The 12,184-nt window shown below is 68.7% G+C and carries 6 protein-coding genes; 5 read left to right on the forward strand and 1 reads right to left on the reverse strand.

Annotated elements, in window-relative coordinates; all coding sequences use genetic code 11:
- A partial coding sequence (locus tag SGR02S_RS17010; protein WP_082797206.1) for an L-glutamate gamma-semialdehyde dehydrogenase occupies positions 1-1,292 on the forward strand: 1,292 nt, incomplete at its 5' end.
- 30 nt (positions 1,293-1,322) lie between these two features.
- Here the strand turns inward: SGR02S_RS17010 and SGR02S_RS17015 are convergent.
- The gene (locus tag SGR02S_RS17015; protein ID WP_174521673.1) at positions 1,323-2,255 is read right to left on the reverse strand and encodes a tetratricopeptide repeat protein; all 933 of its coding nucleotides are present in this window, start codon (positions 2,253-2,255) and stop codon (positions 1,323-1,325) included.
- Between the two features lie 269 nt (positions 2,256-2,524).
- Between SGR02S_RS17015 and SGR02S_RS17020 the strand changes: the two genes are divergently transcribed.
- The 4 genes from SGR02S_RS17020 to SGR02S_RS17035 are packed head-to-tail and all read left to right on the forward strand — an operon-like array spanning position 2,525 to position 12,093.
- Entirely contained in the window at positions 2,525-3,964 is a 1,440-nt protein-coding gene (locus tag SGR02S_RS17020) for a multiheme c-type cytochrome (protein ID WP_067112699.1), read from the forward strand.
- Between the two features lie 5 nt (positions 3,965-3,969).
- Positions 3,970-5,949, forward strand: coding sequence for a heme-binding protein (locus SGR02S_RS17025; protein WP_067112691.1), 1,980 nt, complete (start codon positions 3,970-3,972; stop codon positions 5,947-5,949).
- 42 nt (positions 5,950-5,991) lie between these two features.
- On the forward strand, positions 5,992-7,857 hold the full coding sequence (locus SGR02S_RS17030) for a hypothetical protein (RefSeq protein ID WP_067112702.1): 1,866 nt from the start codon (positions 5,992-5,994) through the stop codon (positions 7,855-7,857).
- Positions 7,858-7,860: 3 nt separating this feature from the next.
- The gene (locus SGR02S_RS17035; protein WP_067112694.1) at positions 7,861-12,093 is read left to right on the forward strand and encodes a hypothetical protein; all 4,233 of its coding nucleotides are present in this window, start codon (positions 7,861-7,863) and stop codon (positions 12,091-12,093) included.
- Positions 12,094-12,184: the final 91 nt, after the last annotated feature.

Raw genomic sequence — 12,184 nt, forward strand, 5'->3', positions numbered from 1 at the left:
CCGAACGGCTCGAACGCGCCGCCGACCTGCTCGAGGAACGCGACGCCTTCTTCCTCGGTCTCGCGATGGACGAGGCGGGCAAGACGCTCGCCGACGCGATCGCCGAGGTGCGCGAGGCGACCGATTTCCTGCGCTATTACGCGGCGCAGGCGCGCGCCGATTTCGCCCATCCCGTCGCGCTTCCCGGCCCGACGGGCGAGCGCAACGAACTGATGCTCGAGGGCAAGGGCGTCTTTGCCTGCATCAGCCCGTGGAACTTCCCGCTCGCCATCTTCCTCGGCCAGGTGTCGGCGGCGCTCGCCGCGGGCAATGCGGTGCTCGCCAAGCCCGCCGAACAGACCCCCCTGATCGCGCATGCCGCGGTGGCGCTGCTGCTCGAAGCCGGCGTGCCGGGCGACGTGCTCCACTATCTGCCCGGACGCGGCGAAACGGTCGGCACGGCGCTGACCGGGCACCCGGACCTGATCGGCGTCGCCTTCACGGGATCGACCGAGGTCGCGCGGATGATCAACCGCGGCCTCGCCGGGCGCGACGGCCCGATCGCGACGCTGATCGCCGAGACCGGCGGCGCCAACGCGATGATCGTCGATTCGACCGCGCTGCCCGAACAGGTGGCGCGCGACGCGGTGGCGTCGGCCTTCCAGTCGGCGGGGCAGCGCTGCTCGGCGCTGCGCCTGCTGTGCGTGCAGGAGGATGTGGCGGAGACGATGATCGCGATCGTCGCAGGCGCGATGGCCGAACTGAACGTCGGCGATCCGGCGATCCTCTCGACCGACGTCGGCCCGATCATCGATGCCGAGGCGCAGGCGAATATCGCCGCCTATGTCGCCGAGGCGCGCAGCGCCGGCCGCGTGATCGCCGAAGCCGCGCGGACGGTGCTGCCCGACGGCGGGACCTTCGTGCCGCCGGTGATGATCCGGCTCGACCATGTCACAGACCTCAAGCGCGAGATTTTCGGCCCCGTGCTGCATGTCGCGACGTGGAAGGGCGGCGAACTCGACGCGCTGATCGATGCGATCAACGCCTCGGGCTACGGCCTGACGCTCGGCATCCACACCCGCATCGACGCGGTCGCGGCGCATGTCGCGGCGCGCGCGCAGGTCGGCAACGTCTATGTCAACCGCAACCAGATCGGCGCGATCGTCGGCTCGCAGCCCTTCGGCGGCCGCGGTCTGTCGGGCACCGGTCCGAAAGCCGGCGGCCCGCACTATCTGCACCGTTTCGCGGAGGAAAAGTCGATCTCGACCGACATCACCGCCGCGGGCGGCAATGCGGCGCTGATGGCGGGATAGGCGTTTCGCGCCTCCGCCTGAAACGGAAACTCACGCCCCCGGCACGCCCAGCATCCGGGCCTGCGCCTTGATCCGCGCCGCCGCCGCGGGGTTGGCGGCGACGCCGTCCTTCAGCGCCAGCGCCGCCTTCGCCGTCTCGCCCAGCGTCATGCGGCTGCGCATCAGCATGATCCAGCGGTCGACGTCGGACGGGTCGGCCTTCAGCTTCGCTTCGAGGCTGGCGACCATGCCCTCGATCATCGCGTCCTGCTGGCCCTTGGGAAGCTGCGAGGCGGCTTCCATGTCGGCGCGGCTGGGGCCGGGAATCGCGCGCGCGGCAACGGGCATCTCCTCGGCTTTCAGCGGGCGGGCCTGCGTCGCGGCAAGGCGCGGCGCGACGTCGATCTTGTGGATCGCGCCGACCTGCTCGATCGTGCGGCGCAGATCGGCTTCCCACGGTGCGCCCTGCGGCGTGTCGGCGAGCAGCGCGAACCAGGCGTCGATCGCGCCCCGGTGGTCGCCCGCCAGATCCTTTTTCACCGCCATGAAATAGCGCGCGCGCGGGTCCTGCGCATCGAGCGCGATCGCCTTTTCGAACGCTTCGAGTGCCGCAGGGGGCAACGGGTCGCGCTTGCTCGCATAGGCGCGCGCCTCGCCGAGCGCCGACCACAACCCCGCCGATTTCGGCGCGAGGGCGACGGCCCGTTCATAGGCTTCGGCGGCCCCCGGATAATCCTCGAGGTCGAAGCGCGCCGCGCCGAGCGCGGTCCATGCCTCGGCGTTGCCGGGGTTGCTTCGGGTCCGCGCCTCGAGCGCGGCGAGGCGGTCGGATGGCGGCGCGTCGGCGGCGGTCATTCCCGCCGGGACGCCGGCCGCGGACCGCGCATCGCGCCACAGCGCATAGCTGACGGCGCCCGCGAGCAGCAGGAAGGCGGCGATCAGGATCGCACGATTGGTGGCCGTCATCTTCTTGCTCTCGTTCATTTTTGCCCCTCGAAAATCCCGGCTGTGATCGCAGGCATATTGCCTTTGCGCGGCGATGGTGTAGCCTTTGAGGATCAAGGTCGGTCAACGATAAAATCGCAAAACAAGGGGTCGCACCGGATTTCCCGATTTGCAGGGGGCAGGTGCCATGGCAGTTTCAGACCACGTCGATCGATCGACGGTGACGGAGGACGACTCCGCGACCCGGCCGCTTGCGCGGCGCCGGTCCAGACCCTAGGGCACGAACGGGGCAAAGGGGGATGGCGGGAATGAGGATGCACGCTGGCACCGGGCGCAGCGACCGGCCGTGGGCCGCGATGGCGGCCCTTGCGGCGCTGCTGATCGCGCTGACGGCGGCGGCCCTGATCGCCGCGCCGCCCGCGCGGTCGCAGGGCGAAAGCGGCGGGCGCTTTCTGGGCGTCGCCTCCTGCGCGGGATCGACCTGCCACGGCCGGATGGAAGGCGACGGCACCGTCGTTCGCCAGGACGAGCTGATGCGCTGGCAGGACCCCTCCACCCCCGGCGGCGCGCACAGCCGCGCCTGGGCGGTGCTCGGCAATGGCCGCAGCCAGTTCATCGCACGCAACCTCGGCATCGGCGATCCGGCGCGGGCGCCGATGTGCCTCGGCTGTCACAGCGACGCCGCCGTCAGCCGCGGCACCGCGCCGCTCGCCGACGGGGTGAGCTGCGAATCGTGCCACGGTCCGGCGGGCGGCTGGATCGCGAGCCATTATGCCGGCGTCGGCACCAACGCCAATCCGGGGGCGGAGATGCGCGAGAAGCATCTGGCGAACCTGCGCGCCGGCTTGCGCAAGCTGGAGGACCCGGTGGTGCGCGCCGGCGTATGCGTCGATTGCCATTTCGGCGCGGCGGGCGAGGGACAGTTCGTCACTCACCGCATCATGGCGGCGGGGCATCCGCGCATCTCGTTCGAACTCGACCTCTTTTCCTCGCTCCAGGCGCATCATCAGGAGGATGAGGATTATGGCTGGCGCAAGTTCGGGGCGCCGTCGGCGCGCACCGATCACGTCCAGATGTGGGCGGTGGGGCAGGCGACCGCACTCGAACGCAGCCTCGCGCTGTTCCAGTCGAAGCGCGGGACCGAAGGGATTTTCCCTGAATTCTTTTTCCTCGACTGCCACAGCTGTCACCGCCGCATCTACGACCAGGCGAAGCCGGTGAAGACGAGCCTCGACAATCCGGGCCGCCCCGGCATCCCCGAGGGCATGCCGCCCTATAATGACGAGAATCTGATCATGCTGGCGGCGGCGGCGCGCGTCGCGGCGCCGGCGCTCGCCGAACAGCTGACGGCGCGCAGTGCGGCGTTCCATCGGGCGATGGCGACCGACCGGCCGAGCGCCGTCGCCGCGGCGGCGCAGCTCGCGCAGACGGTCGCGGCGCTCAAGGGCGCCTTTGCCGCGCGCCGTTTCGCCGGCACCGATACGTTCACGATGGTCGACGCGATTGCCGCGAAGGCGGTCAGCGACCGCTTCACCGACTATGCGGGGTCGCAGCAGGCGGTGATGGGGGTCGACACGCTGCTCGGCGCGATGGTCTCTTCGGAGCGCGTCACGGTCGGCGCGGCGGCGGGCATCCGCAGCGACATCGACCGCGCCTATACCGCGGTCGCCGACCCCAACAGCTACAATCCTTCCGAATTTCAGGCGGCGCTGGGCCGCGCGGTGCAAGCGATCCGGGCGCTGCGGTGAGGGCGATGACGATCCGCGCGCGCCTTTTCCGTGCCTCTGCGCAGGCGGTCATGGCCGCGCTGCTGCTCGCCTCGTGCGGTGGCGGTGGCGGCAGTTCGACGCCGACCCCGTCGCCCGCCCCGACCCCGGCCCCCACGCCGACGCCGACCGGCGTCTATGTCCCGCCCGCCGCCGAAGCGCTGAGCATCGCCGACGTGCAGACGATCCTCGCGCAGGCGATTGCAGAGGCGCAGGCGCGCGGCCTGCCGTCGGTGATCGCGGTGACCGACCGCGTCGGCAATGTCCTGGGCGTCTTTCGCATGACCGGCGCGCGCGCGACCGCGACGACCTCGCCGGCACCGAACGGCGACAGCATCGACGCGCAGAACGTCACCGTCCCGGCCGAGGGCGGCGCGATCGCCAAGGCGATCACCGGCGCCTATCTGTCGAGCGGCGGCAACGCCTTTTCGACCCGCACCGCGAGCCAGATCGTCCAGCAGCATTTCCCGCCCGCGCCGACCACCGTGGGGCTGGAAAGCGGGCCGCTGTTCGGGGTGCAGTTCAGCCAGTTGCCGTGCAGCGACCTGTCGGCGCGCTTCGGCGCGGCGGGCGGCGCGGCGCTGATCGGGCCGAAGCGCTCGCCGCTCGGCCTCGCCGCCGATCCGGGCGGCTTCCCGCTATACAAGAATGGCGTGCTCGTCGGCGGTATCGGCGTGATGGGCGACGGCGTCTATGGCAGCGATCCCGACATCCTCGACATCGACGACGATGCCGAGGAGGCGATCGCGCTCGCCGGCACGCGCGGGTTCGAGGCGCCGACCGGCATCCTTGCCGACCGGATCAGTATCGACGGCACGACCCTGCGCTTTTCCGACGCCAGCTATGCGGGGCTGAAGGCGGGCGGCGGCGCGAGCTTTGCGAGCCTGAACGGCACCGCCGGCAATCTCGTCGCGGTTACCGGCTATGCCGGCGCGGCGGTCGTCGCCGGGACCGCCTATGGCAGCGAGGCGTCGGGCATCCGGCCATCGACCGGCGCCGAATTTTCGAACCGCGACGCGTTCGTGCTGTCGGACGGCAGCGGCGCTAATCGTTACCCGATCCGCGCCGGCACCGACGGCGCGACCAACGGCGCGCCGCTCACCGAGGCCGAGGTGCGCGCGGTGCTGGAAGAGGCGTTCACGGTGATGAGCCGCGCGCGCGCGCAGATTCGCCGTCCGCTCGACAGCCGCGCACAGGTGTCGATCAGCGTCGTCGACACGCACGGCGCGCCGCTCGGCATCGTGCGCTCGCCCGACGCGCCGATCTTCGGCACCGACGTCAGCTTGCAGAAGGCGCGCACCGCCGCCTTCTTTTCGGGCGCGCAGGCGGGCGCGGAGCTCAGCGCCAACGCCAGCGCCGACGTGCGCCAGTTCGTTCCCGCGCTGCGCAGCTTCCTGAACGATCCGGCGGCGCTGATCGGCACCATTGCTTTCCCCGACCGCGCGAACGGCAATCTGTCGCGCCCCTATTTCCCCGATGGCGAGGTCGGGCGGCCGAACGGGCCGCTGTCGCGCCCGATCGCGCAGTTCAATCCCTTTTCCACCGGGCTCCAGTCGGCGCTGATCATCGGCAACCTCGGCCAGCACATCGGCTTCGTGTCGGGGGCGAGCGCGACCGATACGCCGCAGCGCTGCACGACGCTGCCCGATGTCGCGCCGGGCATGAACCGCCTGCAGAACGGCATCCAGATCTTTCCGGGTTCGGTCCCCATCTATCGCGGCGACCGACTCGTCGGGGCGATCGGGGTGTCGGGCGACGGCATCGACCAGGACGACATGATCAGCTTCCTCGGCGCGCATAACGGCGGTGCGCGCGCCGGCGGCATCGGCAATGCGCCCGCCGCGATGCGCGCCGACCGGGTCGTCGTGCGCCTCGCCGACGGCAAGACGGTGCGCCTGCGCTACATCGCCTGTCCGTTCGCGCCCTTCCTCGACACGGCGCAGCAGAATGTCTGCGACGGGCTGTAGGCGGTGAGCGCGGGGGCAAGCCTTTGGCCGATCGTCGCCAGCCTGGCCGCACAGGGCGCGCCCGCCGGCGAGCCGCCCTCAGTGCCGCCCGCGCCGCCCGCCGCCGAGGCGCAGGCCGAGGAGCCGGTACCGCCCCCGCCGCCGGTCGAGTGGAAGGAAATGCTCGACGACGATTTCGTCACCCGGATTCTCGACGGGCGTCGCCGGCCGGGCTATCGCCCCGACCTTCCCGAACGACCCAGCCAGGACAATGTCGGCGCGCTGCGGCCGCCGCCGCCGCAGGCCTTTCCGGGGATCGAGGATCAGCTTCCGATCCCCGACCGCTGGCGGCTGATCGAGACGCTGGGGGTGGTCAAGGAACGCTGGTTCGACCCCTATCACCAGAACACGCTGAAGGGCGACCGGCCGATCGACCGCGCCAGGGTGCCTTGGCTGCCGATCCGGGGCGACGACTGGTTCTTCGTCGCCAACCTGATTTCGGACACGGTGGTCGAACCGCGCACCTTCCCGATCCCGAACGGCATCCAGACGTCGGCGCGCCCGGGCAGCCTCGATGTGTTCGGGAAGAACCGCAGCGTCGTGCTGTCGCAAACGCTGATCGGCGGCTTCGCGCTGATCAAGGGCAACACCGCATTCAAGCCGCCCGACGTCGAATATCGCCTGACGCTCGCCTATAATGTCAACCATGTCGACGTGCCCGAACGGCGCGTGCTCGATGTGCGTCCGTCGCGGCCCAGCCATCGCACCGACGCGTTCCTGGGGGTGCAGGAAGCCTTCGTCGACAAGCATCTGGGCAACGACAGCAATCGCTACGACTTCCATTCGATCCGCGTCGGCATCCAGCCGTTCCAGAGCGATTTTCGCGGCTTCCTGTTCAACGACAGCCAGCTTGGCATCCGGCTGTTCGGCAATCGCGACAACAACCGCTTCCAATATAATCTCGCGGCCTTCTGGCGGCTGGAAAAGGACACCAACAGCGGTCTCAACGACGTCACCCAGACGCCGCGCGACGATTTCGTCCTCACCGCCAATCTCTATCGGCAGGATTTCCCGTTTGTCGGCCTGACCAGCCAGGTCAGCGCGACGTGGAACATCAACCGCGAACGCGGCGACATCCAGATCGACCATAACGGCTTTCCCGTGCGGCCGGCGCTGCTCGGCGATCTGCGCGGGCGGTCCTACGACGTCGTCTATCTGGGCTATGGCGCCGACGGGCGCATCGGGCGCCTCAACCTGACCGCCAGCCTCTATGCCGCGCTGGGACGGGATCGCAACAGCATCTTCACCAGCCGCCCGGCCCGCATCCGCGCAGGGCTCGCGGCGGCCGAACTCAGCTACGATCAGGATTGGATGCGGTTCCGCCTCTCGGGCCTCTACGCGACGGGCGACGGCGATCCCTATGACGACGTCGAAGGCGGCTTCGACGCGATCTTCGAAAACCCGGTCTTCGCCGGCGCCGATACCAGCTACTGGATCCGCCAGACGATTCCGTTCGCGGGCGGCGGGCGCGCGATCGCGATCAACGGCCGCAACGGCATCCTCAATTCGCTGCGCTCGTCAAAGGAAGAAGGGCAGTCGAATTTCAACAACCCCGGCACGATCCTGGTCGGCGCGGGGGGCGATTTCGACCTGTCGCCCGAGATGCGGGTCAGCACCAATTTCAACCATCTGTGGTTCCAGGATACCGCGACGCTGCAGGTGCTGCGCAGCGAAGGGTCGATCCCGACCGACATCGGCTGGGACCTGTCGGTCGCCGGCATCTGGCGGCCCAAGGCGACGCAGAATATCGTCGGGCGCCTGAGCGCCGCGGTGCTGCTCCCCGGCAAGGGGTTCAGGGACCTGTTCGAAAACAAGGCGCGGGACGATGCCTATGTGTCGATCCTCGCCAATCTGGTGCTGAGTTTCTAGCCGATGATCCGTACGCTCCTCGCCCTCTTCGCCTTCGTGCTGACGATGCTCGCGGTCGGCCCGCATGCCGCGCGCGCGTCCGAGGGGGAAAAGCCGGTCAAGGTCGAATATCGCTTCACCCCGCCAGCTCCGCGCGAGCAGAGCGAGGCGGCGATGATGACGAAGTCGGAGGGCTGCTACAGCTGCCACGTCCGCACCGACCGGCCGACGATGCACGCGAGCCCCGCGGTGCGGCTCGGCTGCACCGACTGCCACGGCGGCGACGCGGCTCAGGTCGGCGACCCGCGCCTTGGCTACGACGATCCGCGCAACCGGGCGGTGATGGCGCGCGCCCACCCGCAGCCGACGCTGCCGGGCGCGTGGGGCGACACCTCGGCGAACCCGAAGCGCAGCTATACGCTGCTCAACAAGGAGGCGCCCGAGTTTATCCGCTTCGTCAATCCCAGCGACTATCGCGTCGCGCGCGAGGCGTGCGGTGCCTGCCATCAGGAGACGATCGAGGCGGCCGAGCGGTCGCTGATGGCGACGGCGGCGATGTTCTGGGCGGGCGGCGCCTACAACAACGGCATTCTGCCGTTCAAGAACTCGCTGTTCGGGGAAGCCTATACGCGCGAGGGCGTGGCGGCGTGCGTATTGTCGCCCTCGTCGCTGCTGACCGCCGAGGAATATAAGGAGGCGTGCAAGCCGAACTTCGGTTTCGACAAGATATTGACCGATGCGGAGAAAAAGCGCGGCGCGCTTGCCAAAATCTATCCGCTGCCGCGCTGGAACGTCATGCCGCCCAGCGACGTGTTCCGCGTCTTCGAACGCGGCGGGCGCAACGTCAGCACCCAGTTCGCCGAGGTCGGGCTACCCAACCCGACCGGGCAGATCCAGCGGCTCGAGGAGCCGGGGCGCCCCGACCTCAAACAGTCGAACCGCGGACCGGGCACCGGGCTGCGCGTCGCGATCGCGGTGCTCAACATCCACAAGACGCGTCTCAACGACCCCTATATGTGGTTCATGGGCACAAACGACCAACCCGGCGACTACCGCCATTCGGGCTGCGCGGGGTGCCATGTCGTCTATGCCAACGACCGCGAGCCGCGGCACAGCCTGATCTATGCCCCATATGGCCGCGACGGAGAGAGTGCGACAATCGACCCGACGATCGCCGGCAAGAAGGCGAAGCCCGAAGGCGACGGCTATGATGGCGGTCACGGCGCGCTGATCGACCCGGCGGCCCCGGCGCGCGAGCGGGGCGAATCGGGACATCCGCTGACCCACGCCTTCACGCGCGCGATCCCGACCTCGCAGTGCATGACCTGCCACATGCACCAGCCGAACATCTTCCTGAATTCCTATCTCGGCTACACGATGTGGGACTATGAATCGGACGCGCCGCAGTTGTGGCCCGGCCCGGACAATACCGCGCCGCGCCCGCCGGGGATGAGCGACGCCGACTATCAGCGCCTCTACAAGCAACAGCATTATCCGACCGCGGCCGAGGTGCACCGGACGCTCGAACGCAACCCGGAAGGGGCGGGGCCGCGCGGGCTGTGGTCCGACGTCGAGTTCCTGCGCGACGTTTATGACGTCAACGACACGAACAGGGTGACGCAGTTCGCCGACTATCACGGCCACGGCTGGAACTTCCGCGGCGTCTTCAAGCGCGACCGCAACGGCAATCTGCTCGATGCCGAGGGCAATATGGCGACCTACGGCACCGACACGGCGCATATCGTCGACCCGAACGATCCCGAGAAATGGCGCAAGAACTGCGCGAGCTACAGCGATGCGAAGCAGCGCGACCTCTGCCTCGCCAGCGCCGATCCGGACCGGCCGGGAGTCGAGGGCAAGTTCGTGCCCCCCGGCCTCAACCCCGGCAAGACGGTCCACATGATGGATATCCACGCCGAAAAGGGGATGCAGTGCGCCGATTGCCATTTCGCGCAGGATTCGCACGGCAACGGCTATATCCAGGGCGAGGTCGCCAATGCGATCGAGATCGGTTGCAAGGATTGCCACGGTACTGCCGACGCGCTGCCCAACCTGCTGACCTCGAATGTCGCGGCGCGGCCGCAGGGCACCAACCTTGCGCTGCTCCGCAACCCCGATGGCCGGCGCCGCTTCGAATTTCGCTATGACGACGATGGTGAGGTCACGGGGCTGATCCAGCGCTCGATCGTCGATCCGAAGCTCGAATGGCAGGTCAGCCTCGTCAAGCAGGCGGTGACGCCGGGGCCGCATTTCAATGCGAAGGCGGCGCGCGCCAAGCTGATGTCGCGGTCGGGCGCCGACGACGGCAGCTTCGCCTGGGGGCCGGGGGTGGCAAAGGCCGACCGCGCGCATGGCGACGACCGCATGACCTGTTTCACCTGCCACCTGTCGTGGACGACGAGCTGCGGCGGCTGCCACCTGCCGATCGAGGCGAACTGGAAGACCAGCTCGCACCATTTCGAAGGGGAGGAATCGCGGAACTTCGCCACCTACAACCCGCAGGTGGCGCGCGACGAGATGTTCCAGCTCGGCCGGCACCAGCTCACCAAGCCGGGCGAGCCCGACACCGACGGCAACCCGCGCGGCATCATCGCGCCGGTGCGCTCGTCGTCGGCGCTGATCCTGTCGTCGACCAACGTCAACCGCGAGCGCATCTATGTGCAGCAGCCGCCGATCTCGGCCGCGGGCTTCTCCAGCCAGGCCTTCGCGCCGCACTTCCCGCACACGGTCCGCCGCCAGGAAACCAAGCAATGCACCGATTGCCACCTGTCGGCGGCCGACGACAATAATGCGATCATGTCGCAGTTGCTGCTGATGGGCACCAATTTCGTCAACTTCGTCGGGCTCAACGTCTGGTCGGGGCTGGAGGATGGTTTCCAGGCGACGCGCGTCACCGAATGGGACGAGCCGCAGGCGGTGATCGGCAGCTATCTGCAGAAATACGCCTATCCCGACTATTGGCGCCTGCACGTCGAACGGAACGGGCGCGAACTGAAGAACTGGGTGCGCGGCAAGGCCTTCGACGGCAAGGGGTCGGGCGAGAGCCGCGCGCTCGAGGAATTCCGCAACATCGTGCAGGGGACGAGCGGCCGGGTGAACTGCCTCCAGCAGCGCGGCGAATATATGTTCGTGGCAGAGGGCAAGGGCGGTTTCCGCGTCTATGACGTCGCCTCGATCGGCAACAAGGGCTTTTCCGAACGCATCACGCGCGCGCCCTTCTCGCCGCTCGGCCACGACACGCATGTGAAGACCCGCAATGCGACCTGCATGGCGATCGGCACCAACCAGCCGATCAGCATGGAACGCAACGATTTCATCCGGAAGCACTTCCCGCAGAATCACGAGCAGGCGCTGCACCCGCTCTATCGCTATGCGGTCGTCACCGACAGCATCGAGGGGCTGATCCTCGTCGACATCGACACGCTGGCCGACGGCGAGTTCCGCAACAACAAGCTGTCGCGGGCGCTGACCTGGAACCCCGACAATCTGCTCGCGGGGGCGCGGCACGTCACGCTGGCGGGCGACCACGCCTATATCGCCGCCGACAGCGGGCTCGTCGTGGTCGACCTGTCGACGCCGCTCGAACCGAAGGTAACGGCGCGGCTGCCGCTGACCGACGCGCGCGCCAGCGCGGCGCAGTTCCGCTATCTGTGGGTGAGCGATGCCGAGGGGGTGAAGCTGTTCGACATCACCCGCATGGATCGGCCGGTGCCGGTGCCCGAAGGGACGGTGCGGCTCGCCGATGCGCGCAAGCTCTATGTCGCGCGCACCTATCTGTATGTCGCGGCGAAGCAGGACGGGCTGGTGATCGTCGACGTGACGCGGCCTGCGGCGCCGGTCGCGTGGCCGGGGCTGACCTTCGGCGGCGCGATGAGCGATGCCGAGGACGTCATCGTCGGATCGACCAACGCCTCGCTCTTCGCCTATGTCGCCGACGGGCGGAACGGCATCAAGGTGCTCCAGCTCACCAGCCCCGACAATCCGGGCCTCTACGGCTTCTCGCCCAAGCCGACGCCCGAGCTGATCGCCTGGGCGAAGACGCCGGCGCCCGCGCTCGCGCTGTCGAAGGGGCTCGACCGCGACCGCGCGGTCGACGAAAGCGGCGGGCAGATCGCGATCTTCGGCCGCATCGGTTCGCGCCCCTTCACCCGGCCCGAGATGGAGAAGCTGTTCCTCAACGGCAAGGGCTTGGTCTACAAGGTCAGCGACGCGGTCGACGAAGCAGGCTGGCGCCCGCCGCTGCGCTGGGGCGATTAAGGCCGGGGTCCGAGCTGGAGCGTCGAGCCCGATATCTGACTCACCCGATCGAAACGGCGCAGATTTAGAGCATGATGACATCGGTTGAGTT

It is taken from the genome of Sphingopyxis granuli NBRC 100800 (assembly GCF_001591045.1).
In the GTDB taxonomy this organism is placed as follows: Bacteria; Pseudomonadota; Alphaproteobacteria; order Sphingomonadales; family Sphingomonadaceae; genus Sphingopyxis; species Sphingopyxis granuli.